This is a genomic window from Bacillus sp. VT 712 (assembly GCF_001614195.1).
Taxonomy (GTDB): domain Bacteria; phylum Bacillota; class Bacilli; order Bacillales; family Bacillaceae_H; genus Priestia; species Priestia flexa.
Window position 1 is genome coordinate 1 of record NZ_LWBK01000005.1, and the last position, 26628, is coordinate 26628.

The 26628-nt window shown below is 40.1% G+C and carries 28 protein-coding genes, 1 pseudogene and 1 other annotated feature; of the genes and pseudogenes, 5 read left to right on the plus strand and 24 right to left on the minus strand.

Features of this window, described 5'->3' with window-relative positions; translation table 11 throughout:
• Positions 1 to 443 (plus strand): annotated as a pseudogene (locus A2U94_RS03240) (transposase); the annotation flags it as partial.
• Between the two features lie 139 nt (positions 444 to 582).
• Here the strand turns inward: A2U94_RS03240 and secDF are convergent.
• The gene (secDF, locus tag A2U94_RS03245; protein WP_062686955.1) at positions 583 to 2817 is read right to left on the minus strand and encodes a protein translocase subunit SecDF; all 2235 of its coding nucleotides are present in this window, start codon (positions 2815 to 2817) and stop codon (positions 583 to 585) included.
• A gap of 113 nt (positions 2818 to 2930) precedes the next feature.
• On the minus strand, positions 2931 to 3224 hold the full coding sequence (locus A2U94_RS03250; RefSeq protein WP_025911741.1) for a post-transcriptional regulator: 294 nt from the start codon (positions 3222 to 3224) through the stop codon (positions 2931 to 2933).
• A gap of 149 nt (positions 3225 to 3373) precedes the next feature.
• Here A2U94_RS03250 and spoVB point away from each other — a divergent pair, with 149 nt between their 5' ends.
• Positions 3374 to 4924, plus strand: coding sequence for a stage V sporulation protein B (gene spoVB / locus A2U94_RS03255; protein ID WP_062686956.1), 1551 nt, complete (start codon positions 3374 to 3376; stop codon positions 4922 to 4924).
• Positions 4925 to 4952: 28 nt separating this feature from the next.
• Here spoVB and A2U94_RS03260 read toward each other — a convergent pair whose 3' ends face one another.
• Complete coding sequence (locus A2U94_RS03260; RefSeq protein WP_025911745.1) at positions 4953 to 5612, minus strand: DUF421 domain-containing protein; 660 nt, start codon at positions 5610 to 5612, stop codon at positions 4953 to 4955.
• 143 nt (positions 5613 to 5755) lie between these two features.
• On the opposite strand from A2U94_RS03260, the gene A2U94_RS03265 reads away from it, so the two are divergent.
• Complete coding sequence (locus A2U94_RS03265) at positions 5756 to 6139, plus strand: TIGR04086 family membrane protein (RefSeq protein WP_025911747.1); 384 nt, start codon at positions 5756 to 5758, stop codon at positions 6137 to 6139.
• 328 nt (positions 6140 to 6467) lie between these two features.
• On the opposite strand, the gene yajC is transcribed toward A2U94_RS03265, so the two are convergent.
• The 13 genes from yajC to nadB form a co-directional block, all read right to left on the minus strand.
• Complete coding sequence (gene yajC / locus A2U94_RS03270) at positions 6468 to 6731, minus strand: preprotein translocase subunit YajC (RefSeq protein ID WP_025908505.1); 264 nt, start codon at positions 6729 to 6731, stop codon at positions 6468 to 6470.
• 71 nt (positions 6732 to 6802) lie between these two features.
• Entirely contained in the window at positions 6803 to 7942 is a 1140-nt protein-coding gene (tgt, locus tag A2U94_RS03275; RefSeq protein WP_025908506.1) for a tRNA guanosine(34) transglycosylase Tgt, read from the minus strand.
• A gap of 23 nt (positions 7943 to 7965) precedes the next feature.
• The gene (gene queA / locus A2U94_RS03280) at positions 7966 to 8994 is read right to left on the minus strand and encodes a tRNA preQ1(34) S-adenosylmethionine ribosyltransferase-isomerase QueA (RefSeq protein WP_025908507.1); all 1029 of its coding nucleotides are present in this window, start codon (positions 8992 to 8994) and stop codon (positions 7966 to 7968) included.
• Positions 8995 to 9021: 27 nt separating this feature from the next.
• Positions 9022 to 9222, minus strand: a complete 201-nt coding sequence (locus A2U94_RS03285; protein ID WP_025908508.1) for a DUF2905 domain-containing protein — start codon at positions 9220 to 9222, stop codon at positions 9022 to 9024.
• On the minus strand, positions 9219 to 10220 hold the full coding sequence (ruvB, locus tag A2U94_RS03290) for a Holliday junction branch migration DNA helicase RuvB (protein ID WP_025908509.1): 1002 nt from the start codon (positions 10218 to 10220) through the stop codon (positions 9219 to 9221). Before ruvB ends, A2U94_RS03285 begins: the two co-directional genes overlap by 4 nt.
• A 19-nt stretch (positions 10221 to 10239) precedes the next feature.
• Positions 10240 to 10848, minus strand: coding sequence for a Holliday junction branch migration protein RuvA (gene ruvA, locus A2U94_RS03295; RefSeq protein ID WP_025908510.1), 609 nt, complete (start codon positions 10846 to 10848; stop codon positions 10240 to 10242).
• A gap of 269 nt (positions 10849 to 11117) precedes the next feature.
• On the minus strand, positions 11118 to 11624 hold the full coding sequence (locus tag A2U94_RS03300; protein WP_025908511.1) for a BofC C-terminal domain-containing protein: 507 nt from the start codon (positions 11622 to 11624) through the stop codon (positions 11118 to 11120).
• 278 nt (positions 11625 to 11902) lie between these two features.
• A complete protein-coding gene (locus A2U94_RS03305; protein ID WP_062686623.1) occupies positions 11903 to 12631 on the minus strand; it encodes a YhcN/YlaJ family sporulation lipoprotein in 729 nt (242 codons plus the stop codon).
• A gap of 97 nt (positions 12632 to 12728) precedes the next feature.
• Complete coding sequence (locus A2U94_RS03310; protein WP_160169865.1) at positions 12729 to 13628, minus strand: phosphotransferase; 900 nt, start codon at positions 13626 to 13628, stop codon at positions 12729 to 12731.
• Between the two features lie 64 nt (positions 13629 to 13692).
• Positions 13693 to 14955: a SafA/ExsA family spore coat assembly protein gene (gene safA / locus A2U94_RS03315; protein ID WP_062686622.1), complete on the minus strand. Its 1263-nt coding sequence runs from the start codon at positions 14953 to 14955 to the stop codon at positions 13693 to 13695.
• A 208-nt stretch (positions 14956 to 15163) separates the two neighbouring features.
• Entirely contained in the window at positions 15164 to 16264 is a 1101-nt protein-coding gene (gene nadA, locus A2U94_RS03320; RefSeq protein WP_062686621.1) for a quinolinate synthase NadA, read from the minus strand.
• Positions 16251 to 17102 carry a carboxylating nicotinate-nucleotide diphosphorylase gene (nadC, locus tag A2U94_RS03325; RefSeq protein ID WP_025908516.1) on the minus strand — a complete coding sequence of 284 codons (852 nt, stop codon included), beginning with the start codon at positions 17100 to 17102 and terminating at the stop codon, positions 16251 to 16253. Before nadC ends, nadA begins: the two co-directional genes overlap by 14 nt.
• 38 nt (positions 17103 to 17140) lie before the next feature.
• Positions 17141 to 18676 (minus strand): L-aspartate oxidase, encoded by a 1536-nt coding sequence (nadB, locus tag A2U94_RS03330; RefSeq protein ID WP_062954413.1) that lies wholly within the window; start codon positions 18674 to 18676, stop codon positions 17141 to 17143.
• Between the two features lie 139 nt (positions 18677 to 18815).
• On the opposite strand from nadB, the gene A2U94_RS03335 reads away from it, so the two are divergent.
• Both A2U94_RS03335 and A2U94_RS03340 read left to right on the plus strand, forming a co-directional pair.
• Entirely contained in the window at positions 18816 to 19952 is a 1137-nt protein-coding gene (locus tag A2U94_RS03335) for an IscS subfamily cysteine desulfurase (RefSeq protein WP_025908518.1), read from the plus strand.
• 4 nt (positions 19953 to 19956) lie between these two features.
• The gene (locus A2U94_RS03340; protein ID WP_061785225.1) at positions 19957 to 20502 is read left to right on the plus strand and encodes a transcription repressor NadR; all 546 of its coding nucleotides are present in this window, start codon (positions 19957 to 19959) and stop codon (positions 20500 to 20502) included.
• 17 nt (positions 20503 to 20519) lie between these two features.
• Here the strand turns inward: A2U94_RS03340 and pheA are convergent, their stop codons facing one another.
• From pheA to A2U94_RS03380, 8 genes are all read right to left on the minus strand, one after another.
• Positions 20520 to 21389 carry a prephenate dehydratase gene (gene pheA, locus A2U94_RS03345; RefSeq protein ID WP_061785224.1) on the minus strand — a complete coding sequence of 290 codons (870 nt, stop codon included), beginning with the start codon at positions 21387 to 21389 and terminating at the stop codon, positions 20520 to 20522.
• Between the two features lie 32 nt (positions 21390 to 21421).
• A complete protein-coding gene (gene thrR / locus A2U94_RS03350; protein WP_025908521.1) occupies positions 21422 to 21871 on the minus strand; it encodes a transcriptional regulator ThrR in 450 nt (149 codons plus the stop codon).
• Between the two features lie 29 nt (positions 21872 to 21900).
• Complete coding sequence (gene obgE / locus A2U94_RS03355) at positions 21901 to 23187, minus strand: GTPase ObgE (protein ID WP_025908522.1); 1287 nt, start codon at positions 23185 to 23187, stop codon at positions 21901 to 21903.
• A gap of 56 nt (positions 23188 to 23243) precedes the next feature.
• Positions 23244 to 23783 (minus strand): Spo0B C-terminal domain-containing protein, encoded by a 540-nt coding sequence (locus A2U94_RS03360; RefSeq protein WP_025908523.1) that lies wholly within the window; start codon positions 23781 to 23783, stop codon positions 23244 to 23246.
• Between the two features lie 179 nt (positions 23784 to 23962).
• The gene (rpmA, locus tag A2U94_RS03365) at positions 23963 to 24256 is read right to left on the minus strand and encodes a 50S ribosomal protein L27 (RefSeq protein WP_025908524.1); all 294 of its coding nucleotides are present in this window, start codon (positions 24254 to 24256) and stop codon (positions 23963 to 23965) included.
• Positions 24257 to 24272: 16 nt separating this feature from the next.
• Positions 24273 to 24605 carry a ribosomal-processing cysteine protease Prp gene (locus A2U94_RS03370; protein ID WP_025908525.1) on the minus strand — a complete coding sequence of 111 codons (333 nt, stop codon included), beginning with the start codon at positions 24603 to 24605 and terminating at the stop codon, positions 24273 to 24275.
• Positions 24606 to 24617: 12 nt separating this feature from the next.
• On the minus strand, positions 24618 to 24926 hold the full coding sequence (gene rplU, locus A2U94_RS03375; protein ID WP_025908526.1) for a 50S ribosomal protein L21: 309 nt from the start codon (positions 24924 to 24926) through the stop codon (positions 24618 to 24620).
• A 14-nt stretch (positions 24927 to 24940) separates the two neighbouring features.
• Positions 24941 to 25013 (minus strand) — a sequence feature (ribosomal protein L21 leader region).
• 80 nt (positions 25014 to 25093) lie between these two features.
• Positions 25094 to 26551, minus strand: a complete 1458-nt coding sequence (locus tag A2U94_RS03380; RefSeq protein WP_062686619.1) for an Rne/Rng family ribonuclease — start codon at positions 26549 to 26551, stop codon at positions 25094 to 25096.
• Positions 26552 to 26628: the final 77 nt, after the last annotated feature.

Here is a 26628-nt window from a genome sequence, read left to right on the forward strand (position 1 = left end):
CAAAACGTCTGTTTCACTACGTACAGGAAAAAGATGTATTCGCTTGTCCAATGGGGTGCATTTTATCGTATGCGACTACCAGTCGCACAGGAGATCGTACATACAAATCAAATCCAAGTGATTGTGCCGTTTGTCCAATGAGAGACGGTTGTTTTTCCGCTTCCCAAAAACAACGCGTGGTGACCCGTCACATTTGGGAGAGATTCAAAGAACAAGCGCGTCTAAATAAGCGCACAAAAGCAGGTAAACAACTTTATCGTATGCGTTGCACGACGATTGAGCGTAGCTTTGCCGACGCAAAAGAGCTAAATGGGTATCGATATGCCCGGTATCGAGGGCTGAAGTCTGTCCAGATGCAGGCGTATCTGACGGCAGCTTGTCAAAACATGAAAAAAATCGCCCATTACCTGACCAAAACAGGTCAGGTAATGGGCGATTTTTATGGAAAACGACGATTTGTTTGTGAAATGTTTACTTGTTTCACTATAAAAAATGAAAAGAGCCTCAGATTGACGAGAACCTTACAGGTTTCTCGTCAATCTGAAAAAGTGCACGGAATAATCCGTGCACTTTTTCATTCATTTATTCTGTTTCGTTTTCAACGACTCTCTTACGTTCTAGCTGCTTGCCTTTCCATACAAGCCACAGCTGAGAGGCAATGAAAATCGATGAGTACGTACCTGCAATTAATCCTACTAGTAGAGCGATAGAGAAGTTTAGAATTGAGTCACTTCCAAAAATCAACAGTGCTGCTACAGCAATAATTACCGTAATAATCGTATTCAACGATCGAGTTAGGGTCTCACGCAAACTTAAGTTCACGATAAACTTTAAGTCCTCAAACGTTTTTGATTTGAACTTCTTCATATTCTCTCGAATGCGGTCAAACGTTACAATCGTATCGTTGATTGAATAACCAACGATTGTTAAGATTGCCGCAATGAATGTCAAATCAACCTCAAGACGAGTTAAACTGAAGAAAGCAATGATGAAAAAGGCATCATGTAGTAAGGCTACAATGGCAGCTAATCCCATATACAGCTCAAATCGGAACCCTACATAAATAATAATTCCAATAGAAGCAATTAATACCGCAATCATTGCATTGCGTGCTAGCTCTTTTCCGACAGTCGGAGACACTGTACTTACGTTAGGTTCTGAGCCATACTTTCCACTGAAGTAATCCTTTAAATCAGCAATTTCCTTTTGTGAAAGTACACCTACAAAGCTGGCAACTCCCGTCTTTTTATCATCACCCGTGATAATCACATCGTCTGACTCTAATCCAATTGAAGACATGTCCTTTTCTACCTGTTCTTGAGTTAAAGCTTTATCACTTGCTACTTCAACTCGCGTTCCGCTTGCAAAATCAATTCCTAGGTTAAGCTTGAAGATAAGCAAGGCAATAACTCCAGCTACAACAAGGATGCTTGATAAAGCAAAGAAGCGTTTTCTGTATTTAACAAAATCAAATCTGTCCCAAGCTGTTGGTAAAACTGTTTGACCATCGTCTTTGCTTAAATCATGAATTTCAGATTTTTTCACACCGAATAAGTGAGGTTTTTTATTTAACCAACGGCTGTTAACTAGCAGAGCTAGCAACAATCTCGTTCCATATACAGCTGTCACAAAGCTCAGTACAATCCCAATCATTAACGTTGTCGCAAATCCTTGAACAGAACTTGTTCCATAGATAAACAGCACAACAGCTGCTAACATTGTTGTTAAGTTTGCATCGAAAATCGTTGCAATGGAACGGCGATTTCCTGCTTTAAAAGCAGACATTACAGATCGGCCTGTCCTTAATTCATCTTTAATTCGCTCGTATGTAATGATATTAGCATCCACTGCCATCCCGACTCCAAGAATTAAAGCTGCTATCCCTGGAAGAGTAAGAACAACATGCATAAGATCGAATACTAAAAGGTTTAAATATACGTAAAAGCTTAGCGTAATTACCGCGATAAGCCCTGGTAGACGGTAGAATGCAATCATGAAAAGGAAGATGATAGCAATTCCAATTGCTCCGGCAAATACGGTCATATCGAGAGCTTTCTCACCAAATTGAGCCCCGACAGATGTTGAATAAATTTCATCCAATTTAACAGGCAAAGAGCCTGCATTTAATAGATCTGATAATTCTGTAGCACTTTTAACTGTAAAGTTACCACCCGTAATCGATACTTCTTTTTGAGAGAAAACTTGATTTACAGTTGCTGCAGATAAAAACTTAGGATTTTGCTTAGCTGCTTCTGCCTTATAGGAATCTTTTCCTTCCTCAAAATCTAACCAGATGACCAATAAATTATTGGGTGCCATATCTAGCACTTTCTTTGTTACTTCTTTAAACTTATCCGCATCTTTTAGCTTTAACGAAACGCTCGGCTGATTGTTTTCATCAAACGATTGCTTTGCACCATTTTGAGCAAGGTCAGAACCATCCATTAAGATATTGTCATTTACATCACGGAAGGTTAAATTTGCTTCAGTTGATAATAGCTCACGCGCTTGTGACTGATCCGTAACACCAGCCAACTGTACGCGAATGCGATCATCTCCTTCAATTTGAATACTAGGCTCGCTTACACCGAGCACATTCACACGCTGATTTAGCGCTTCAACGGTGCTTTTAAGTGCACTGTTATCGATGACATCACCTTTCTTAGCAGGTTTTACATCATATAAAATTTCAAACCCACCTTGAAGATCAAGGCCAAGCTTAATATCTTTTGCAATACCTATAACCGTTGTTCCGATTGTACCAAATATTAAAAGTACTAAGAGGAAAAAGGTAACGATACGTCCTCTTTTAACCATAAATAAGAAATCCTCCTTCTTATGTAAAACACATGAGCTGATCGCTGTAAAATACCAACTTAATTATCTTCGATAACTAGGGGTCTGTCAAATGACGAACCATAAAATTTGCATTACTTTAATAATTCTTTCCAATCTTCATTGTCACTAACAGTTTCGAACATATTTGATTTATAAGATTCAATTGTTACATAGCTCATTACATCAGTAATCTTAACAGTCAACACGTCACTAACAACCTGATGCAACGAAAATTCTTGACGCTTTTTCCACTTCTTTTGGTTCAAATACCCCCACAATTCTGCTTCCGTTACGTCTTCGTAACCAATTAAATGAAATTCTTCTAGCTTACTCTCAATTACTGGTTGAATGATTGTCTTTTGCTCATCTGATATTATCGAATTCATGTTCACGACTCCTTTTCTCACACGCATGCAAAATATATAAGCCAGCAAGCTCTCTGTTATTTCTTTGATTCCTTGTCATGCTTGGACACATTCCCTGCATATATTGGATTACATCAATTATAATTTGTCCAAGAAGGCAGTGAGGATCTATGTCTAAATTTTTGCAAGGTACTATTATTTTAATTATAGCTGGATTGATTACAAGAGTTCTCGGATTCATTAACCGCGTTGTTATTGCAAGAATGATTGGGAACGAAGGTGTTGGCCTATACATGATGGCTGTTCCTACTCTTGTACTCGTTATTACGTTAACGCAGTTAGGTTTGCCTGTAGCCATTTCAAAGCTAGTTGCAGAAGCACAGGCACTCGGTGACAAACGAAAAATTAAAAAGATTCTGGTTGTTTCTTTAAGCATCACGTGTACATTGAGTTTTATATTTACGCTCAGTTTAATAGTATTCGCTCCTATTATCGCAAAAACCTTTTTTACAGATGAGCGTACCTTATATCCACTATTAGCGGTTATTCCTGTTATTCCAATTATCGCTATTTCATCGGTTATTCGCGGCTATTTCCAAGGTCTTCAGCAAATGAAACCCGCTGCTTATTCGCAGGTCATTGAACAAGTCGTTCGTATCACTTTAATCGCTGTATGTACAAAGGCATTCTTACCTTATGGAATTGAATATGCCGCTGCTGGCGCTATGCTCTCTTCTGTATTTGGAGAATTGGCATCTCTATTTTATATGTTCTATATGTTTAAACGAAAAAAGAAGTTAACCGTTCGTCGTAACTTTTTTCAATCACTTCGTGCTGGCAAAGATACCTTTTATGACTTGATGAGAATCGCTGTTCCCACTACAGGGAGTCGTATGATTGGTTCAGTTTCTTGGTTTTTAGAACCAATTGTTGTAGCCAAGAGCCTAGCGATTGCTGGAGTAGCAACCACCGTCGCTACTCAGCAGTACGGAGAATTAACGGGCTTTGCACTTCCATTATTAATGCTACCGTCCTTTATTACCGTTTCTCTTTCAACTGCACTAGTACCTGCTATCAGTGAATCCTATGCAAAGAACCATATGAAACAAATTCAGTATAGACTTCACCAAGCGCTGCGCCTATCGTTTATAACAGGGGGACTTGCCGTTGTCGTATTATACGTATTCGCTAACCCCATAATGGAATTGATGTACGGATCAGATAAAGCAGCTATCTTTGTTAAAGTCATGGCACCCTTTTTTATCTTCTCTTACTTTCAAGGACCCCTTCAGGCCGTCCTTCAAGCTTTAGACCTAGCTAAAGCCGCCATGATTAACAGTTTCATTGGCGCAGCTGTGAAAACCGCATTGATTTTTTTATTAGCTTCTCAGCCTACTCTCGGCATTATGGGCGCCGGACTTTCTATTGTAGTTGGCACTATGCTCGTCACTCTTCTTCATTTATCAACCGTTACGAAACAAATTATGTATAAGCTACAAATCATGGATTATGTAAAAAGCTGTATCGTCATGTTAGCTGCTGGATCGGTGGGACAGTATGCGTTTACACATTTTTTTGCCAACCTTCCACTTGTACTACAAACATTAGTCTCTATAATGCTAACAAGCCTGTTATACGTTATTCTTTTATTACTATTCAAGCTTATTACGAAAGAAGAGCTCAACCGCTTTTCAATTCTACGACTGTTTAAAAAGAAATAAAGAAGATGAGCAACCATACTCATCTTCTTTATTTTGGTTCGTCCACTTTATCTACAAAAAAGGTGCCATTATTGTAGGTACAATATGAAATATTCTTTATTTCTTGATAACCTAGCTTTTTTAATTCTTGGCGAAGCCATAGCGTTGTACGGTGATCGAGTGCTAAATGTTCTTCTTGGACTACGCCATCAATAATGTAAGGCAGATTTAAGCTTTCTTTTCCAAAAGGAGCGGTATTATTCTTTTTTTCAAAAACAGAAAGCTTGCCAGAAGGTTCTAAAATAGCAAATTCAACGTCAGCAATATCCTTCACATTTTTATCACGAAGCTGTATGAGTAAATCGTTAAAGTTATAGTGCTGCTTTTTCATTTCCTTTTCACGAATTTCGCCATTTTGAATAATAACCGTCGGCTGACCGTCTAAGAAGTTGCGCATGCGATTACTTTTGAGTGACCAAAGAGCCAACCCAATTTGAATCACAAGTAAGGTGATCATCGGAACTAAGCTATGATGCAATGGATCATTTGTATTTTCAATTGCCACTACCGCTAGCTCTGCTAGCATAATAAACACGACAAGGTCTAAAATACTGAGCTCGCCAATTTCACGCTTACCCATTAGTCTAAAGATGACTAATACGATAAAATATAACAAAATAGTACGAAAAACCATTGTTACGATCTCCATATAAAAACCTCCGCACTTTGACATTCCTGACTAGTTTTCGTTTAAACACAAAAAATAGACGGATTTTTTTGCGTCTATTTCTTCCATTTTGTGAATATGCTCGTACTAAGATTGCAGTTTGACATATAAGGGGGTTTTTAGTAATGGAAGCAAAAAGAATGAGCAGTGCTATCTTTTTTGGAGTAATGATCATCTTTATCATCGGTTTTGTCATCAGCCTTTTGTTAGCACTTTTGTTAAAGTTTTCGTCTGTTACTGAACAAGCTTTGCAACTATGGATTGCTATTTTATCCTTTTTGGCAGTCTTTATTGGTGGATTTATGTCAGGTGGAAAAAGCGGCTCAAAGGGTTGGATGATTGGTGGAGCAACTGGTCTTATCTACTCTGTTCTTATGCTTATGCTACAATTTCTTGGATACAACGAGCTCTTTTCAGCTCAGCAGCTTTTATTTCACGGTGGGTTTTTACTGGTAGCCATGCTCGGCGGTGTGATTGGGGTCAATTTATCAGGCTCTAGAACAGCATAAAAAGAGTTTGGGACATAACAAAATGATTGCTTCTAAAAGACGAACACTAGCTGTTCCCATCTCTTTGGTTTGTCTCAACCCGTTCGTTCCATTGCGCTACGGCCACTCGCTTTCCGCGGGGAGGAACCTGAGCTTCCTCGCTGCGCTGCGGGATCTCATGTTTCCCTCTCTTTCCCGCAGGAGTCGAGTGTCCTACGCTCCATTCCACCCTGTTTCCAACATTGTTTTCACAATTAACAAAAAAACCTGAACGATTAAAAGTGAGAAACTCTCAATCGTTCAGGTATAGTAAGGACTGAACTACTTATGTCTCAGTCTCTTTCTATAATTATGCTTCGCTACGGATTTCACGAATTGCAGCGCGGTCAAATACCATTTTAGAACCGTCTGTTGTTTTCACAATAACTGTTCCTTCATCAATTGCTTCAACTAAAGCGTGCATTCCACCGATTGTGATGACTTTGTCACCTTTCTTCAGTTCAGACTGCATTTGCTGTACAGCTTTTTGACGCTTTTGCTGTGGACGAATTAATAAGAAATAAAAGATGGCGAACATTAAAAGTAATGGCCATATTGCTTGGAAAATTTCCACAAGATCTCCTCCTTTAATCAATTTATCAACAGGTACTTATTCATATGTTGATGAAAAACCCCTGTAATGACCTAGAAATTTTTTGCATTTGGTCCGTTAAATCCATATTTATCAAAGAATTCATCACGGAAGTCACCTAATCGATCTTCGCGAATAGCTTCACGGACTTGCTCCATTAAGTTTAGCAGAAAATATAAGTTATGGTAAGATGTTAATCGAATTCCAAACGTTTCATTAGAACGAATTAAGTGGCGAATATACGCTCTTGAATAATTTTTACACGTATAGCAATCACAGTTTGGATCGATTGGCCCAAAGTCTTCTGCATATTTTGCATTTTTAACAACTAAGCGCCCTTCGCTTGTCATTAATGTACCGTTACGTGCAATACGCGTTGGTAGCACGCAGTCAAACATATCAATTCCACGGATTGCTCCATCAATCAATGAATCTGGTGAACCTACGCCCATTAAGTAACGAGGTTTATCCGCAGGCAGATAAGGTGTTGTAAACTCAAGCACGCGATTCATAACGTCTTTTGGTTCTCCAACAGATAGTCCTCCTACAGCATAACCCGGGAAGTCCATAGAAACCAAGTCAGAAGCACTCTGACGACGTAAATCTTCAAATTCTCCTCCTTGTACAATCCCAAATAATCCTTGGTCTTGCGGACGACTGTGAGCTTCTAAACAGCGCTCAGCCCAACGGCTTGTACGCTCTACTGAACGCTTTAAATAATCATATTCAGCTGGATATGGTGGACACTCATCAAATGCCATCATGATATCCGAACCAAGTGCGTTTTGAATCTCCATTGCTCCTTCAGGTGATAGGAATAACTTGTCACCATTTAAGTGATTGCGGAAATGCACGCCTTCTTCTTCAATACGTCGAAGATCGCTTAGACTAAACACTTGGAAACCACCTGAATCCGTTAAAATTGGACGGTCCCAGTTCATGAATTTATGAAGTCCGCCAGCTTTTTTTACAATTTCGTGACCTGGACGTAGCCATAGATGATACGTGTTGCTTAAAATAATTCCTGCTCCCATTGCTTTTAAGTCTTCAGGAGACATTGTTTTTACTGTAGCAAGCGTACCAACTGGCATAAAGATCGGCGTTTCAAAAGATCCGTGTGGAGTATGCACAATGCCAAGGCGTGCTCCGGTTTGCTTACATGTTTTAATATGTTCATAACGAATAGCTGTCATTAGTGTATTCCTTTCATGTTAAATTACAAGATTAGCATGGCATCGCCAAAGCTAAAGAATCGATACTTTTCTTTTACCGCTGTTTCATATGCGCCGATGATATGCTCACGTCCAGCTAACGCGCTAACAAGCATAATAAGCGTTGACTTCGGCAAATGGAAGTTTGTAATCATACCATCAATTGCTTTAAATTCATATCCAGGGAAAATAAAGATGCTCGTCCAGCCCGATGAAGCTTTAAACACACCGTCGTGTTCAGTTGCGATTGTTTCAAGCGTTCGCGTAGACGTGGTACCAACAGAGATAATTCGTCCACCTTGTTCACGCACTGAATTCAACAACGAAGCTGTCTCTTCGCTCACTTGATAGTATTCAGCGTGCATATCATGCTCTTCCAGATCATCTACGCTTACGGGTCTGAAGGTTCCTAGGCCAACGTGCAGTGTTAAGAAAGCAATATGCACACCTTTCGCTTTAATTTCTTCCAACATCTCTTCCGTGAAGTGAAGTCCTGCCGTTGGTGCTGCAGCTGAACCTTGTTCACGTGCAAACACAGTTTGATAGCGTTCGCGGTCATCAAGGCGTTCTTTGATATAAGGTGGCAGCGGCATTTCACCAAGCTGTTCTAATACTTCATAAAAGATTCCGTCATACTTAAATTCCAGCAGCCTTCCCCCCTGATCACTCACACCTTTACAAACAGCCGTTAAGCGACCATCTCCAAATGAAATAACCGTTCCTTCTTTAACTCGCTTAGCGGGCTTCACAAGCGTTTCCCACATGTCACCTTCCGTTTGTTTTAAAAGAAGGACTTCAATATTAGCGCCCGTATCTTCTTTTGTTCCAAATAAACGAGCTGGTAAAACACGCGTATCGTTTAATACAAGACAATCACCTTCTTGTAAATAGTCAAGAAGGTCTTGAAACATATGATGACGTACCTCACCTGTTTCTTTGTTTACTACCATGAGTCTTGATGCATCACGCTTTTCAAGCGGCGTTTGCGCAATCAATTCCTCCGGTAAATGGAAATCAAATAAATCTACTTTCATTTCATTCACCTGTTCCTACTAAAATAATTATTTAAATCGACCAATAAAAAAGAAAATAAGCGATAATAAAATGCTAATAACAATCGACGTAACGATTGGAAAATAAAAGGTTGTATTTCCTTTTTTAATTAAAATATCACCAGGAAGTTTGCCGATAAATTGTAGCAAAAAACCGACCAATAGTAAAATACCACCCACAATCATTACGAATTTAGGGAGTTCGTTCACTTCTCTGGCACCTCCATTTGAAAATGATCATACACAAGCCGCGTCACAATCCGCCCTCTAGGCGTTCTTTGCAGAAAGCCAATCTGAAGTAAGTACGGCTCATATACATCTTCAATTGTATGTGATTCTTCACCAATGGTAGCCGAAATTGTATCTAAGCCAACTGGACCTCCACGGAATTTTTCAATAATCCCTCTTAATAATTTATGGTCAATATGATCCAAACCTAAACGGTCGACTTGCAGCATCTCTAAAGCTTCTGTAGCAAGCTGAACAGTAATCTCACCATCACCTTTTACCTGCGCAAAATCGCGAACGCGTCTTAAAAGCCGGTTGGCAATCCTCGGGGTCCCACGAGCTCGCCTGGCAATTTCATGCGTAGCTTGCGTATCGATGCCTACATTTAAAATAGAAGCAGTACGCTCTACAATAGACGCTAAGTCTTCTTCTTGGTAATATTCCAAGCGGCTTAAAACCCCGAAACGATCTCGCAGTGGTGATGAGAGCAAACCAGCTCTTGTTGTCGCCCCCACAAGCGTAAAGGGTGGTAAATCTAAACGCACGGAGCGAGCGCTTGGGCCTTTTCCAATCACAATATCTAGACAGAAATCCTCCATTGCAGGGTAAAGGACCTCTTCAACCGATCGATTAAGACGATGAATTTCATCAATAAACAACACATCGCCCGGTTCTAAGCTTGTTAGTACAGCCGCTAAATCTCCAGGACGCTCAATGGCAGGTCCGGAAGTAGTGCGAATTTGCACGCCCATCTCATTTGCAATAATGGTCGCCAACGTTGTTTTCCCTAAGCCAGGAGGTCCATATAGTAAAACATGATCCAACGTTTCGCTTCGCATTTTAGCAGCTTTAATAAAGATATCTAAGTGGCTTTTTACTTTATGCTGACCAATATACTGTTGTAGAAATTGAGGTCTAAGACTTTGCTCTAGCACTTCTTCTTCGCTAAGTGCATCGCCTGTCACAATACGATCGTCCATCATATTCCTCCTTCATTCGTTACTTAAGCAAACGCTTCAACGCTTCCTTAATATATTGATCTGTCGTCATCGACTGTTGCATTAAGGCTGGAACTACCTTATTAATCTCTCGCTCTGCATATCCAAGTACTTTTAATGCCTCGATAGCCTCATCTAAAGCTTCTGAGCTTTGGGATTTAACTTCTTGTTCGTCCATATCAGCAAATAGTGATGGCACTGCATCCGGTACGATATCATGAAGCTTGCCTTTCAAGTCCAAAATCATTTGACGAGCTGTTTTTTTTCCTACTCCTGGAAACTTCACCAAAAACTTTTCATTTTCTTCTTCAATGGCCTGCACCACCTGAGAAGGGTTACCTGATGCTAGAATCGCCAGCGCACCTTTTGGACCAATGCCTGAGACGCTAATTAATTTCATGAATAGTTCTTTTTGTTCGCGAGAATTAAAGCCGTACAGTGCTAAGATATCTTCACGGACATACTGATACGTATAAATAACTCTCTCTTCATTATCAACTGAAAACACATAAGGGTTTGGTGTAAATACCTGATAGCCCATTCCTTGGTTTTCAATGACAACGTATTCTGGATTAATATATGTAATCACACCTCTGATATAATCAATCAACTAACTCTCTCCCTCTCACATGAACGAAGGCAGTCTACCCTCCTTGTTATCATCAAGTAGAGAACACTGCCCAGTTCATTCATCTATCTTCCAACTAAGAAGCCGTAACAATTTTAATTTCACAATTGCTTTTGCATACTCTGTCGAACATTTAGCGCTGACTATTATTTTAACACAACCCTAAAAGTGAATAGAAGGAATTTGACATAGAAATAAAAAGAAATCTGCTTTCGAGTCCTTACTGTGGATTAGAACGCGACAAAAAGCGGCTACTTACTAGAAGTAGGCCGCGAATTAAGCTCGTACATTTTATAAAAATCCATCAAGGATACGTAATCATCTTTCGTTTGAACACGAATCCCATCTTTCAGCAGCTCTTCTTGATAGCTCTCTAATTTTTCTACATCAATCTGAAAGAAAGATTGAATAATATTTGTGGAATTTACCGGCTTCCCTTCAAACGTAGATAATACTCCGTTAACTGATAAGCCAACGTAGCCGTTTTCTTTAAGCATTGGCGAAATGTCGTCAACCGCCTTTCTAAGTACAACCTCTTCGTCTGATGCTTTAATCACTCTCCACATAGGATACGCGCTTAGTACTTCTTCTTTTGTCATGTACGGGGAATTCAAGACCTCTTGACTAATAACTCCATCTACATACGTACGCTCTAAAAAAATAGTCATTGGGCGTTCAGCTTCTACTACTCCAGCTAAGCTTACTAAAAAGCTGCTGATAGTACATACAATGATTATTTGATGAATGGTTCGTTTCATCCATCATCACCTCACACATGTAATTTGTCACTTCATAAAGATGACTGAAAGAAGAATTGCTATTTATATCTTTTCCTTTCTTTCTTTTTTTATCCATTTTCTTAAATATACAAAAAGAAGCTGGGACAAAGCTAAATGAGTCCTTCTCAAAAACGAATCATGACTCTTCTACAATAGTTAGGTTTTCAAAACAAAAAACATCCGAATGATTGCAAGTTAGCTCGCAATCATTCGGATATCTCGTTGACTGGAATACTGATGTCCCAGCTCTTTTTTACTTAGCGGTCTTTACGATTAACATTTTCATCAATGGATTCATACAAGCTGTTGATATTTGTACGAATAATTCCGTTATCTACACCGTTACGAATGTCATTATCAATATTACGAACGCTATTGAACATTCCATTATCTACCTCAACTTGAAGATTATATTTTTTCGCTAAAGGCTTTACTTCTTTTTGCACAGCTTTTTTAAGCTCTTCTTCGTTCACGTTGCTGTTAGCTGGATCAACAACTACCAACATGCGGTTATCATCAACTACTACTCTACAGCCTTTCACACCGTTTACACCAGCTGCTTTGTCTGCTACTTTCTCAGTCAAGTCTGCTGGGTAAGCATTTGTATTCGTTTGCGTAAGATTGTTTCTACCATTGAGATGACCGTGATAATTCCTATCACTACCACCGATGTTAGCATTGCTATAAAAACCATTTTTATTTGTAGATGGGTTTTGATAAGAATTAGTTGGGCTATCATAACGCCCATCCGTTACGTTTAACGGAGCAGTTCGTCTATTGTTGTTATTTTCGTCGTCGCCGTCTAACATATCCGTTACAGGGCCTTTTACTTGGTCAAGACGATGCTCATTTTCGTTTTCACTTGTATAGTAACCAACAGGCTCAGTGTTATCGTTATAACGCTGTTCCATTCCTTGGTCACTTGTACAAGCCGTTAAGCCAAACATAAAGCCAGCTGCTAATGATGAAATGATATACTTGTTCAATCGAACCCCCCCCTTTAAATGAGCCACCTTATAGCGGACTCACCATTAGGGTCTTAAAGTTGAGCAAAATTTATGCTGTCAGTTAGCGGTAAACTCTTTAGATATTGGGGAATATACGCAATATCTCCCTATTTGTTAATTCTGCTTTTATAGCTTGCTTTTCAGTCCATTGTTTTAGCTGAATAAGCTCTTTATATGAAGGTGATATGCTGGTTAAACGAATGTACCAAGGCAGCAAAAGCATAGCTGGAAAGCGCAGAGCCGCAGCAAAATACGGTAAATGAAAAAGATTGCTCATCCCCTCTTCCTTTAGCAGCTTTTCAATAGAAAAGTCTTCCTGTAATAAAAAGCGTTGAGCTAGTTGAATATAATCCGTAAAAAATGTGGATTGAGCTGCACAATCAAAATCAATTAAATAATAATCGTTATTAACTCCCCTTAAAAAATTATGAGAAGCCGTGTCACCATGGATTATTGTGTGTTGATGCTTCTGCCCTTCATGTTCGTATTTATGCATGGTTACTAAACTGTTTTGACATAACTCTTCAATAACTTTATACGTTCTTTTTCCAATGATGGACTCAATAAGCTTGTTATGATGAATAAAACTAGCAAGTCGCTTTTGCCACACGTGAGTAAGTTCATACATTGGAAATATGTCTTTCACATCATACCAAGCAAATGCTGCGGTTTCATGATAAGAATGTAGTAGCTCAATGACTCGCTTTCGGTGATGGGATTGTTCATATGAAACCGGTGACTTTGTTTGGAGATAAGGCATAATTCCCCAAACTTCTCCTCTGGTTTTGATCACAACCTCTCCATCTGAAAAAGGTTCAAAATTAATGGTAGCGTTAAACCCGTGCTGTTTGAGTGCTTGAATGAACTGAAAATTACGATTAATAGTGTTTTCATACCGATACTTCTTTATTATTTTCATCCCTTGATTCGTGTTTACATAAAGTACGTGTGGCTTTTTTATATAGTATTGCTTCACAAGAATTCCTTTTTCTACCAAACAAAAAAAGAGGCGATGTATAGAGTCATCGCCTCTGCCGTTATTAATCTTCATCTTCTTCATAATCGGGTATATTAAATAAATCCGGATCAACCGCTGGATATGGCGGTGCCCCTATCATACCAAATGGGGGTCCATACGGGGCTGGGTACGGTGCCAAGCGCTGATCTTGGTACCCATATGGCATCTGTTGGTATCCATACGGCATCTGCTGGTGTCCATATGGCATGGGCTGAGGAGATCCACATCCGCAGTCTTCTTGCGGTTGCTGGTATGGCATCTGCATACCCATTACGCTATTGTTTTCCATCTCTGGAGATTCCATCATTTCACCTTGTACCTGTGGCATCGACGGATACATTGGATACGCAGGTTGCTGGTATCCCCAAGGTGGTGGACAAGGCGAGCATTGAACCGGACCACATGGCATATACGGATTCATCATTGGGTAAAATGGTGCATTCACAGCATGCATTGGCGCATTTGGATGTTGCATTTGACCAGCTACCATTTGGTTATTTTCCATGGACTCCATTTCTTCCATTGCTCCTTGTACCTGTGGCATCTGCCATTGATGTGGATACACAGGATATGCTGGTGGCATTGGCGGTGGATAACACGGCATATAATGAAATCCACATCCAGGCATTACTGGAGAGATTGGTACAATTGGATAGCATGGCTGTTGCACCGGTGCTTCTACACTCTCCATCTCTGGACTTTCAGGTGACTCTACAACAGCTTCTACTTTTGGCTCTTCTTTTTTCGGCTGTTGCATCGCCATGTTTAACGTATAGTAATTGTTAATGTCAATTTCAGGAGCGATTGGCTGAATCTTTGGAAGCTTTGGCATCTTAGGCATCTTAGGCATTTCCGTTTTAGGCGCTTCTTTCTTTGGTGCCTCTTTTTTTGGCATTTCCTTCTTTGGTGCTTCTTTCTTCGGCGCTACTGGCGCTACTGGTGCTTCTTTCTTCGGCGGCTGAGCAATTGGCATCTCTTTTTTCACTGGCTGCATGCTCGGAATTGGTGATTGTTCACTATCTATTTCTGTTACCGGATAAGCTTTCGTTGATTGGTCGCTATATGGATGCTGGACTTTAGGCATTTCTTTAATCCCTAATGAGTTCCCTTCATTTGCAACAGGTACTCCGCCAGTTGGCACTTTAATTTTCATTCCAGGCATAATCATGTCTGGATTGCTTAATTGTGAGTTCATCTTTTTAAGTTCTTCAAAGTTTGCGCCATATTTTTGGGCAATTTTCCAAAGGGTATCCCCTTTTTGGACAATATGGATTTTCAACGTCATTCCCCTCCCGAGTCGAGTATATTTCATCTATATGTGCGGAATCAAAGCAAGTTCTGTTTGTTCATCACAACATATGCCTTGAACAAGTATTTTATTCTTGATGCTTAAAAGTTTGGATTTTTTTATAAAAAAAAGATCCATCACCACAAATGTATGTGAGAGGATCTCTTTTATGCTTGTTTTTCACTTTTCATTTAGTCCGACATCTTTAAACCATTGCAAGCATATTGTTGAGTGCTTTTTGAGCCAGTTCTGCTACTTCAGACTCCACTTTAATTTCATTGATGGGCGTGCCCTTATCAATCATTTCTAAAGACCAAAGCAAATGAGGAAGATCAATACGATTCATTGTTAAACAAGGACACATATACGGATTAAGTGAAATAACCTTCTTATCATCATGAGCATGAATCAAGCGGTTAACCAAGTTCATTTCTGTTCCAATTGCCCACTCTGAACCTGATGGTGCTTGTTCAATCGTCTCCATGATGTACTTTGTTGAGCCAGCGTAATCAGAGTGCTGCACTACGTCATGCGTACACTCTGGATGCACAATGATGTTCATGTTCGGGTGTTCTTTACGTACATGCTCAATGTTTTTTAACGTGAAATTTTCATGAACGGAGCAGTGTCCCTTCCACAGGATAATCTTCACATCTTCTATATCACCATCAAAAACGAGCTCATTTTCAATGGGATCCCAAATAGCCATTTCAGAAAGAGGCACTCCTAATTCATAAGCTGTATTTCTTCCTAAATGCTGATCTGGTAAAAATAAAATACGCTGTTTTTTAGAAAACGCCCACTGAACCACTTCTTTTGCGTTTGATGACGTCACGGTTGCTCCATGATGTTTGCCGACAAACGCCTTGATTTCCGCGGTGGAATTAACATACGTAAGCGGTATAATTGTGTCTCCAAACAAAGATTGCAAAATCGGCCATGCTTTTTCTGTTTGTTCAATGTTAGCCATATCGGCCATAGAACACCCTGCTCGCATATCAGGTAACACAACTCGTTGATTACTCGTTGTTAAAATATCCGCCGTTTCTGCCATAAAATGAACACCACAAAATACGATATAAGCAGCTTTTTTATTTGCTGCCGCCATTTGAGATAGCTGCAAGGAATCTCCTACCGCATCCGCGAACTTGTAAACTTCATCCTTTTGATAATGATGTCCTAATATGTAAAGCTGATCGCCAAGCTTTTGCTTAATGATTCTAATTCTTCTCTTCATCTCTTCATCCGACATCATTGAATACTCAAAGGGTAATGTCTTAGTCTTTAACGTTTCAAACAAGTTCATGGTTCATTTCCTCCACGTTTAAGCTAATATCAAGTGACTGCACAGAGTGTGTTAATGCTCCTAAGGAGATGTAGTCAACACCCGTGTCTTTATATAAAGCTATATTATTCAAATTCATTCCACCAGAAGCTTCTGTCGTAATGTGGTTTGGTACCTGAGAAATCCATTTCTTAATCGTTTGTGGGTCGCAGTTATCAAACATAATAATATCTACGTCTGCTTCAACCGCTTCTTTTAGCTGTTCCAGGGTCTCTATCTCCACTTCTACCTTTACCATGGGTCCAATATATTCTTTCACTTTTAAAACAGCGTTTTTAATAGAACCTGCATACGCAATATGATTATCTTTTAACATGACTCCGTCGTACAACCCAAACCGATGATTAACTCCTCCACCCATTCGAACAGCATACTTTTCTAACCCTCGAAGCCCAGGCGTTGTTTTACGCGTATCACAAATTTGTGTATGCGTCCCTTCCATTATTTTTCTCGCTTGAAAAGTCATCGTTGCGATTCCGCTCATGCGCTGGATAAGGTTTAATATAACGCGCTCTCCCGTTAAAATTGCTTGTATTGGTCCGTGAACCTTTGCAATGATATCTCCAGCTTCAACGTACTGTCCATCTTTTATATAAAGCTGAACTTTCGCTTGTTGATTTAGTAATTGAAAGCCTTCTGTAATAATACTATCACCCACAAAAACTCCACTTTGCTTAGTGACAATTTCAGCGCTTCCCGTTTCGTGACGTGAAAAAATGGCTTCACTCGTCAAATCCTGATCTCCAACGTCTTCAATAAAAAATTGATGAAGAAGTGCTTTAACCTTTAATGCGTTCATACAATTCCCCTCGTTTTCTTTGTATCATTCATTACCAATTACGCTAATACGCCTCGTAAAACATGAGTAACTTTTTGTTTCTCCCACTGATGACTAGTTTGAGGAAAGTCAGACCTGTAATGTGCGCCTCTGCTTTCACATCGATGTATCGCTGCAGAAGCTATGAGTTTTCCAAGTCTGAGCATCAAAATTCGCCGCCTTTGTTGTTCGGGATATGACCTTGTAAAGCTAAAATCCAACGAGTCTAGCTCCTCATCAAACCAGCTGATTGCTTGACGGAGACCAGCTCCGTTTCGAATGATTCCTACGTGCTGCATCATAACGGCTTGAATATCCGCTTGATGCATAATTAAAGACTCCTCAACTCTTGAAATCTGATAGTTTGTTTTATACTCTACGACTCGCCGACTTTCTTTTGATAGGATATGGCACCCTACTCGTCTACCGAATACGATACACTCTAACAACGAGTTACTAGCTAGACGGTTTGCACCATGTACGCCTGTACAGGCTGCTTCTCCTACAGCATAAAGAGATGGAATGGTCGTTTCTCCGTGTTCGTTAACTTTGATTCCACCCATTAAAAAATGTACACCTGGTATGACAGGTATTCGATTTTTGGAAAGGTGAATATTTGCTTTTTGACAAAGAGCTTTTATTGTCGGAAAGCGTTTGTTAAACTTTTCTACTTCGCTAATATCTAAAAAGACATCTTTTCCTTTTTGTATTTGCCCAAAAACTGCTCTTGCTACAATATCTCGCGACGATAGGTCTTCAAACGGCTGAATTCCTTTCATGAAGCGCTCTCCATCTTCAGTTACGAGCACGCCTCCTTCACCGCGTACCGCTTCTGATACCAGTCCAGCAGCATGATTCCCCTCTCGCAAGAGCGTAGGGTGAAACTGAATAAATTCTAAATCTTCAAGTTCTGCTCCCACATCATAAGCAAGCATCAAGCCGTCTCCAGTGGCGTAAGCATGATTGGACGTATACTGATACAAACCGCCGATTCCACCAGTAGCCACTACAACATGCTCTGCTAAATACGCTTGTATCTCCCCTTTTCGTCCTTCTCCAATCGCTCCAATACATCCTTGTTCATCACAAATTAGCTTATGAACAATTTGATGCTCTATAATTTCAACATGAGGTAATACGCGCTTCTTTAAAAAGGCAAATAATAAAGCACCCGTTTGGTCTCCTCCTGCATGCAAAATTCGATTTACTCGATGAGCTCCTTCTCTACCAAAATGCAGGCTGCCATTTTGGAATTGATCAAACTCCATGCCGTTAGCAATGAAGTCGAATACGCAGCTGATTCCTTCTTTAGTTAATATATGTACGGTCTCTTCGCTGCAGTGACTGCTACCAGCTGCTAACGTATCATAAGCATGTTCTTGCCAACTATCATGGTTTCCCACCGCCGCTGCAATTCCACCTTGCGCTAATACAGAATTGTTTTGTTCTATGCTTCCTTTTGTTACAATCGTAACTTTCTTATATGGATACAAAGCAGAAGCCGTAGCTAAAGCTGCCAATCCACTTCCAATAATCAACACGTCCGTCTTATGCATGCTTCACCTCTTACACTTCTGTTAATTTATAAAAACAAAAAACAAGACAATTAACTTTACATGTGTCTTGACACTTATATTTACATATTATTAAATAAAAGACAAGATATTTTTTATTTTGACCGAAAGAGGGAAAGCTATGATTTACCTTGACTATGCTTCAACCACGCCCATGAGTAAGGAATCAATCCAAGCATATCACACAGCGGCCACATCATATTACGGAAATACAAACAGCTTACATATGGTTGGTACGCAAGCAGATGATTTGCTTTCTTTATGTCGACATCAGCTCGCTTCTCTTATTAATGGAGAGCAACAAGCCATCTACTTTACAAGCGGAGGCACGGAATCCAACGTACTTGCTATCCGCTCGCTTCTCCATTACACAGAGCATAGAGGAAAACACATTATAACGACTTCGTTAGAGCATTCCTCCGTCTTACAGGCTCTCTCTTCGTTCCAAGAAGTAGAGTATACTATTACTTATCTACCAGTCACAAAAGATGGCGTTGTGTCGATAGAAGCTTTGCAAGACGCCATTCAAGACGACACAGTTCTTGTAGCCATTCAGCATGTCAATCACGAGCTAGGATCAATTCAGCCCGTTTATGATATTGGACAACTGTTAAAAAAACGAGACATTTGGTTCCACTGCGACTGTGTGCAGTCATTTGGAAAATTACCGATTAACGTGAAAGAAGCAAACATTGATAGCTTATCAGTATCAAGCCATAAACTATATGGTCCAAAAGGCGTCGGATTCGTTTACATTCAACCAAGTTCTTCTAAAGCTTCTGCTTCCCTAACTCATTTCCTTACAGAAAGCCATAGAGGAACTGTGAACGTCCCTGGAATTGCAGCGTTTACGACGGCTGCTGAACATGCTTATACTCAGTTAAAACAAGCCTACAATCACTTCGAACACTTAAAGTCATACTTGCTTATACGCATCAAGGAGTTACAGGGATTCGTTGAGATGGAAGCAGCTAGCTCAGCTCACTTTCCTGGTATAATCGGACTAACGTTCCGCAACGTACAAGGTCAGTATGTTATGTTACAATGTAATCGTCACAATATCGCAGTAGCAACGGGCAGCGCTTGTACAGTTCATAAACAAGCCCCTCTTCGTTCGCTACTAGCTATTGGAAAAAGTCCAGAGCAAGCCAAAAATTTCATTCGCATTTCCTTTAGTTTGCATACGACTACGAAAGATTTAGATGAACTAATGAATGTGCTTCATTTATTACATAAAGAGATTATGAAGGAGCGGTAAGACCATGTCAGAAAATCAACGCAAAGTTTTAGGTGAAGAGCGACGAGAACTCATTTTACAATGGTTAAAAGATGAACAGAAGCCGATGACAGGCAGTGAACTATCAAAAAGAACAAAGGTAAGCAGACAGGTGATTGTGCAGGATATCTCGCTCTTAAAAGCCCGTAATGAACCTATTTTAGCCACAAGCCAAGGCTATATTTATATGCAGTCTCCTGGCCAGGCATCCTCTCAGCAGCGAATTATTGCTTGTCATCACGCACCTGAAGATACAGAGAAAGAGCTTTTTCTCATCGTAGACCACGGAGTGTGCGTAAAAGATGTAATCATTGAACACCCCGTATACGGAGAGCTTACGGCTTCAATGATGGTTCAAACTCGTAAAGATGTAGAAGCTTTTTTACACAAGATTAATCAAACCAACGCAACCTATCTTTCACAATTAACAGAAGGCACCCACCTTCACACGCTTGAAGCAGACTCCGTTCAGAAGCTTGATGCAGCCTGTCATGCACTTGAGCAAGCTGGCTACCTATTAAAGAGTGAATAAAAAAAACCCGCTATGTTTTATAGCGGGATTTTTTGGTCGAGTAGCGTATGTGGATAGCTTCCTAAAACAGCTACCTTACATCCAAGTGCTTCAAGTTCAGCAATCGCGCTTGGGATGAGCACCTCGTCCATTTTCTGTTCAATATCGACAATAAAGAAGTAGTTTCCTAATCCTGTCTTCATTGGCCTTGATTCAATTTTAGATAGGTTTAGCTTACGCCATGCAAACGCAGACAGTACTTGATGTAGTGCTCCTGCTTGATCCGATGGTAATGTAATCATTAACGTCGTCTTGTAACCATTCTCTTGCTCAAATGGCACTGCGCGAGTTCTATCCTTATGAAGTACAACGAATCGAGTCGTGTTGTGATCATAATCATGAATATTTGGGCGTGCGATATGAAGCCCATACTCCTTAGCAGCTAGCCCGTTGGCAATCGCACCAACAACTTCTCCAGGGTTCTCGCTAACATATTTTGCAGCAAATGCTGTTGATGTCATTTCTTCTACAGGAACATGAGCTAAGCTGCCGTATAAAAACTTATGGCACTGCGCAATGGCATGAGGATGTGAATAAACAGCCTTGACCTCTTCCCATTTGTCTGCATGATCAGGATGAACCATCAAATGCTGACGAATCGGTAAAATGATCTCGCCTACTACTGGAAGACGATGCTCATGAATTAAATAATCAAGTGTTAAATTAACGGAACCTTCTAGTGCATTTTCAAGCGGAACGATTCCATACTCTACTTCTTCGTTATACACCGCATCAATACAAGATGGAATAGTCTTAAAGGGAATCTGCTCATATTCTGAAAATACTTCTTGAACTGCTACATGTGTAAATGTTGCTTTTGGTCCTAAATATCCTACTTTCCCCACGATTCTTCTCTCTCCTGTCTATGTCTGCTTTCTAGTTAAGCACCTGAACCAAGGACTTCAACCTTGTCCACAAATGCAAGTCTTTTTAACTCTCGTAACAAATCGTTCAACTCAACCTTCATACTTGCAATATCTAGTGAGAGCGTAACGTTTGCTCTACCTTGCAGCGGAATGGTTTGGTGAATCGTTAACACGTTACAACCCGAAGAGGCTACGACACTTAGTAAATGAGATAGCGTACCTGAGCGATCTTCCAGGTGAAAAAAGAGCGAAATAATTCGCTGTGTAACAACCGTTTGAAATGGAAACACAGTATCTCTATATTTATAAAAAGCACTGCGGCTTAAGTCAACCTCTTGAACTGCATCGGCTACGGAAGCTGATTTTCCACGTTCAATTAGCAGCTTTGCATCCAGCGTTTTCTTCATTGCTTCTGGCAATACATCTTCTCGTACTAAATAAAACTGCTTATCCGCCTTATCCAAGTCAAGCCCCTCCCCCGTGACATGAATGATTAGTCGATAAATTCGAACTCATATTCAAATAGCTTTACAATATCTCCATCTTTTGCGCCTCTTTCACGAAGCGCTTCGTCTATGCCCATACCACGAAGCTGACGAGCAAAGCGACGAACAGATTCGTCTCTTGAGAAATCTGTCATCTTGAACAGCTTTTCGACTTTTTCGCCATCTAATACAAATGAACCGTCGCTATCGCGTGTAATTTGGAATTCAACTTCCTTCTTCTCGTGCTTGTAAAGTACGCGGTGAGTCGATAAATCTTCCTCTTCATGCATTGGGAATTCAGGCGTTGTGTCTACAAGATCAGCTACCGTAAACAACAATTCGCGTATTCCGTCACGCGTTGCAGCAGAGATAGGGAATACTTTTACTTCATCTCCAATTTTTTCTTTAAAACGAGCTAAGTTTTCCGCCGCTTCTGGAATATCCATTTTATTTGCTACTACCACTTGTGGACGCTCTGTTAAGCGTAAATTATATTGGCGTAGCTCTTCATTGATTGTTAGATAGTCTTCGTAAGGATCGCGACCTTCTAATCCAGACATGTCTACTACGTGAACAATAACTCGCGTACGTTCAATGTGGCGTAAAAACTGATGTCCTAAACCAACGCCTTCGTGTGCACCTTCAATTAAACCTGGTAAATCCGCCATAACAAAACTACGGTTGTCTCCCGTTTCAACGACTCCTAGATTTGGTGCAAGCGTTGTAAAATGATACTCGGCAATCTTTGGCTTCGCAGCAGACGTAACCGATAGTAAAGTTGATTTTCCTACGCTTGGGAATCCAACTAATCCAACATCCGCCAGTACTTTTAGCTCAAGGATAACATCGCGCTCTTGTCCTGGCTCTCCGTTTTCAGAAAGCTCTGGAGCCGGGTTAGCTGGCGTTGCAAAACGCGTATTTCCTCGACCTCCGCGTCCACCTTTTGCAATAACCGCACGCTGACCGTGTTCTACTAAATCTGCAATTGTTTCTTTTGTCTCTGCATCAACCACAACTGTTCCTGGTGGAACTTTAACAACCATTGCTTCTGCATTGCGCCCGTGCTGGCCTTTTGACATGCCGTGCTCACCACGATCTGCTTTAAAGTGTCGCTTATAGCGAAAATCCATCAGCGTACGTAACCCTTCTTCTACTTCAAAGATAACGTCTGCTCCGTGACCACCGTCACCACCAGCTGGACCTCCTTTTGGCACATACTTTTCACGACGGAAGGCAACCATACCATTTCCTCCGTCGCCACCTTTCACATATACCTTGACCTGATCTACAAACATGTACTTTCACTCCGTTCTAGTTCATTCTTCTGTACGCTTGTACAAAAGAGATCTACTCATGTATTTAACTTAATTTGAATATTAAACTCAGTTGGAAGAATTTCTTGTTCAACGCATGTAAGCATTTGACCATATTCATAACTACCGAGCTGTTCTTGTAAATTTTGCATATCCGTTAGTATTCCACTAAAATCAAAAAAGAAACGAGGTTCCTGCTCTTCGGTGCATAATGAAATACTCAAATAATTATCAGCATGATAATCAATATGAGATTCTAGCAAACCCGTTAAATAACGGCACCATTTGTATACTTCATTATCATACTTTGATAAATCCTGAGCGTTTCCGAGCACTTCAAGTTCTAACCGAACCGCGTGGTTATACCAGTGGTAAGTCATAACAAAACCTGTGAACAAATGCATATTCATGCTTGTTAATTTTGATTCGTGCTGTGACTCGTTCACGATTGTATTGATGATGTCGTTTGCTCGATCTACCCGATTCAGTGCTAAATTGCCTTTGATTAGCTGTATCTTATTTAGCCAATCATGCCTAGCATATTTTAATACTTCGACAACATCCCACTCTTTTTTCATTTTCGCACTCCTAACTAACTTTTGACTCGAGCATAAGTAACTTCTAAGCGATAAAAAACATCTCGCATCATTGTTATTTAATATGTTCGATTATAACAAATTCCAGTGGAGAATAGGTGAATTATTCTACAAAAAGAAAACTCTAACCTCCATTGAGGTTAGAGTTTTCTTTTCACAGCTTATGCTTCTTGAGCTACTGGATATACAGATACTTTTTTACGGTCACGACCGAAACGTTCGAATTTAACGATACCGTCGATTTGAGCGTATAGAGTATCATCTCCACCACGACCTACGTTTGCACCTGGGTAAATTTTAGTACCGCGTTGACGGTATAAAATTGAACCACCAGTTACGAATTGGCCATCAGCACGTTTAGCACCAAGACGTTTCGAGATTGAATCACGACCGTTTTTAGTACTACCTACTCCTTTTTTAGAAGCGAAGAATTGAAGGTCTAATCTTACTAACATGACATCCACCTCCTGTTTAATTGTCGTTAATTTTTATATATTTACTGTAGTCTAATTCGATTGTTTTCAAAGACACGACCATTCCTTCTAGCAAAAGATGAATTTGCTCCAATGCTGATAAATCAACATTTCCTGGAATCTCACAGCGAAGATATCCACCATCTCCACCCTGCTTGATAACTGGCGTTACGCCGGTTATTGAATGAATAGCGTTTAAAGTGCCAAATGAAACTGCCGATGCTCCCGCACAAACAAGATCTTTTCCATGCTCGGAAAATTCAGCATGTCCACTCATCGTGAACCCGTCGATTTGCTTGTTTGCGTTACGAGAAATTGTCACCTTAATCATCAGATGCTAATCTTACGCGTTGATAGCGTCGATAACAACTTTTGTGTAAGGTTGACGGTGACCTTGCTTACGACGATAGTTTTTCTTTGCTTTGTATTTGAATACAGTGATTTTCTTAGCACGACCTTGTTTTTCAACTTTAGCCGTAACTGTTGCACCTTCAACAAATGGAGCACCAACTTTAACGTTGTCGCCACCTACAAATAATACTTTATCAAAAGTAACTGTTTCGCCTTGTTCACCAGCAAGTTTTTCGATGTAGATTGCTTGACCAGCTTCTACTTTAATTTGTTTACCACCAGTTTCGATAATTGCGTACATTCTCTGCACCTCCTCTAAAAACTAAGACTCGCCATCACAGGTGCCTATACTAGACTTAAAACCTGTTCTGAGCGGTTGTAGCACGGGTGCTACAAACCAACATATTAAATCTTACTACAGTATGAAGGTAAGTGTCAATTACATTTGCAACTTTATTCATAAAAAGATTACTTTCTTAATCTGTCCCGAATGACAGATTCTTTCCCAACGTATTTAACATGGTACATATGAGAAGCTGAAAGCGTTGGCGTACAGTAAAGCTTCAGTCCAATCATTTCTTCTATCGCATGAAAGAAACCATCGTTCTTTAAGTATTTTTCTACATCTTCGCGCGTTTCAACCCAAATGGCTTCTTCTGTTGAAAATCGATATTCCCATAGCTTACGCTCAATTTGAAACGCAATGGCTTCTGCATCCATTACTCGTCCTGTTCCATTGCAAACCTGACAAGCCGTCGTTAAGGTAGAACCGATGCTATCACGTACCTTTTTGCGCGTTAGCTGCAAAATACCGAGTTCAGTAAACCCAACTACGGTAGTACGAACCTCATCCTCTTTTACAATGTCTTGAACATACTTTAGCACTTCATCACGATCTTGTCGGCTGCTCATGTTAATGAAATCAATCAATACCATCCCGCCAATGTGGCGAAGCTTTAGCTGCTTAGCCATCTCAAAAGCAGCTTCTTTATTAACGCGTAAAATGTTTTCTCTCAATGAGCTTTTCCCGCTAAACTTTCCTGTATTTACGTCCACTACCGTCATTGCTTCTGTTTCATCAATGACAATATAGCCACCGCTCTTCAGCCAAACAATGCGTTTCAAAAGTTTTTCCAATTGGCTTTCAATCTCATAGTGCTCAAATACGCTTTCAGTGCCTTTATAATAGTAAAAAGGTAATGTTGGATACGCCTTAAGAAGCTGTTGGTATTCAGTAAAATCATCCACTACGAATTCTTGTATTGATTTTTTACTCGCATTTTGTACAAATGCATTCAAAAACTCTTGGCCTTTTTTTAAGAGCTTCGGTGCCTTTTGATTCTTGTTCGCTACGATTTCATGTTGATACTGAACTCGCAGCTCTTTGACTCTCTTTATTACCTGTTCCTCTGTCAGCGATTGAACAGCTGTCCGAAAGACAAGGCCTTCTTTCTCTTCAACCAGCTGTTGACCAAGCTGCTTCCACTTAACTCGCTCTTTCTCCTCCATCTTTTTCGAAGTTGCCACATAGTTTCCGTCTGGTAAATAAACAAGTTCTTCCGTTGCAAATTCAATCACACCGGTTAAGCGCGGTCCCTTTGTTCCAATTCCTTCTTTAATCACCTGAACAACAATAGCTTCTCCTTCTCGAATAAAAGCTGACATTGGCTTACTGTCTCTTTGAGTGTCCGAATCATTTCGATATGAAACGAGCTCTTGCTGATGAATAAATCCATTTTGTGATAGACCAATATCAACAAAAGCGGCCTGCATACCTGGTACAACCCTCACAACTCGACCTATATAAATATCACCAACAATTTGGTGCTTATTCTGCTCTTCTAAATAAATCTCTTCTAGCTCTCCATCATTTATAACGGCAATGCGCTTCGATTTTGTTGCAGCATTAATAATACATTTTCTCACGTTTAAATCTCCACTTCTTTAATGTTCAATAAAAAAAGTCCGGCTACGCGTTCAGCCGAACCTTACCTTCTTTATAT